We start from the raw sequence: 2,419 nt of genomic DNA on the forward strand, positions 1-2,419 counted from the left end.
TGCTAAGCCGCGTAAGTAAAGCAACGCGAGCAGTTGGGATAAATTGGTAATTAATTGCCACTTCGATCGACAACCAACCAAGCACAAAACTAAACAAAATCTTAATTATGCTAGAGTTCTGGGGACATATTTTTACTGATGGAGGATTTATCCCGCACGGTCATTGCTACCTGTGGAAGCCTGGATTGGTGGGACTCCATATCGCATCAGACTTAGCGATCGCGGTAGCTTATTACTCAATTCCCATTACGCTGCTTTATTTTGTTCGCAAACGGCAAGATTTGCCCTTCAATTGGGTATTTCTGCTGTGTGGGGCATTTATCGTCGCTTGCGGTACAACTCACCTGATGGAAATTTGGACGCTTTGGCATCCCACCTATTGGCTGAGTGGTGCGATCAAAGCCTTCACCGCATTAGTGTCAGCCTACACAGCGATACAGGTAGCGAACTTGATGCCAAAGGCACTCGCTTTACCTTCGGCAGCAAAACTGGAGGTTCTCAACCTCAAACTGGAGGGGGAAATAGCCGATCGCATCCTAGCAGAAGCCGCCCTCAAACAAGCTCGCGACGAGTTAGAAATCAGAGTCAGGGAACGCACCGCACAACTGGAAAAAGCCAATCAGGAATTGAAAAATGAAATTAGCGATCGCAAACTAGCAGAAGTTGCTGTCCAAGAAAGCGAAGCCAGAAACCGGGCTATCCTAGCAGCAATACCAGATTTGATGCTGCGAGTCAAGCCAGATGGCTCCTGTACTAGCTGTTTGCCGCCCAAAGATCCGCCAGCACAAACCTTCCTTCCGATCGAACAGCACCTTTCCGAACTGCTGCCGCCGGAATTGTTGCAAATCCAGTTACAAGCGATCGAACGAGCGCTGGTAACAGGGACATTGCAGGTTTACGAGCATCAAGTTGTCAAATACGGCAAAATTAGCTACGAAGAAGTCCGCATTTCCCCTGCTGGCGAAGAAGAAGCGCTGATTATGGTGCGCGATATTACCGATCGCAAACAAGCAGAAGAAATCCTCGCAAATTACAACCGAATTCTGTCAGCCCAAGTACAGGATCGGACAGCGGAACTAGCCCGAACTAATGCCCAGTTAGAACAAGAAATTGCCGAGCGCAAGCAAATAGAAGCCCAATTACGGAAAAGCGAAGCCAAACTATCAGCTATCTTAGATAACGTTGGTGCCTGCATTTACATCAAAGATTTGCAGGGCAACTATATATATATCAATCATTTAATCGAAGAAGTATTTGGCTTTACCGAAGCCGAAATTATCGGTAGCAACGATTTCAAATTATTCTCAAAACAGACAGCTTCATCCCTCAGACAAAATGACAGAAAGGTGATTGAGAGCGGTGTTGTCCATCGTTTTGAAGAAGTGGGCGAGCTTAACAACGGAGAATATCGTTACTATTTATCTATAAAAGTTCCCTTGAAAAGTGAAGACGGTAGCATCTACGGCATCTGCGGTATTTCCACCGATATTACCGAACTCAAACAAACAGAAGCGGCATTGCGGCAAAGCGAACAAAGAATGGAGGCACTGTTGAGCGCTATGCCCGATGTGATGTTTCGGCAACGGATAGATGGCACTTATCTAGACGTAGCGGGAGACAAAAGCACGATGCTTTTACCTCGCCAAAGTCTCATAGGCGGAAACTTAAAAGATTTACCCATTCCCGAACAAATCAAAGCCGACCTACTAGAACGTTTCCAAGCAGCAGTTGCCACCGGAAAGCTACAAATCTACGAGCATGACCTGCAAAAAGCTGACCGGATACACAGCTACGAAGCACGCATTGTCAAAAGCGGTGCGGATGAAATAGTTTGTATCGTGCGAGATATCACAGAACGCAAACGTTTTACAGCCGCCTTGCAGGAAAGCGAGGAACGCTATCGCACAGTGGTGACAGCAATGGCAGAAGGTATTGTCTTGCAAGATAGGAGCGGTGTTATCCACACCTGTAACGCTAGTGCCAAACGAATTCTCGGCTTGTCCCGCAAGCAAATGATGGGGCGGAGTTCGATCGATCCGCGTTGGCAAGCGATTCGCGAGGACGGTTCGCCTTTTCCAGGTGAGGAACATCCGGCAATGGTAACCCTGCGAACTGGCAAACCTTGCTCAAATGTGGTGATGGGTATCCGCAAGCCAAACGATCGCTTAACCTGGATTTCCATTAATTCTCAACCTCTGCGAAAAACTGGTGAAGTTCTTCCTTATGCAGTTGTAGCTTCGTTTTCCGATATTACCGATCGCAAACAAGCAGAAGAGGAATTACGGTGGAAAGAAACTTTGCTGCGCTCAATGGCTAATGCTTCACCGCTAGCTTTTTATGTAGTCGATAACCGCACCGATAGTATTCTCTACTTCAACCACCGCTTCTGCGAAATTTGGGGAATCGAACATCTGGAAAC

General features: G+C 47.0%; 1 protein-coding gene. It reads left to right on the forward strand.

Annotated features, from left to right (window positions below):
• Positions 1-107 precede the first annotated feature (107 nt).
• On the forward strand, positions 108-2,419 hold a 2,312-nt coding region (locus H6S82_RS28820), incomplete at its 3' end, for a PAS domain S-box protein (protein ID WP_191057143.1).

The sequence above is a fragment of the Planktothrix sp. FACHB-1355 genome (assembly GCF_014748295.1).
Classification (GTDB): Bacteria; Cyanobacteriota; Cyanobacteriia; order Cyanobacteriales; family Aerosakkonemataceae; genus Aerosakkonema; species Aerosakkonema funiforme_A.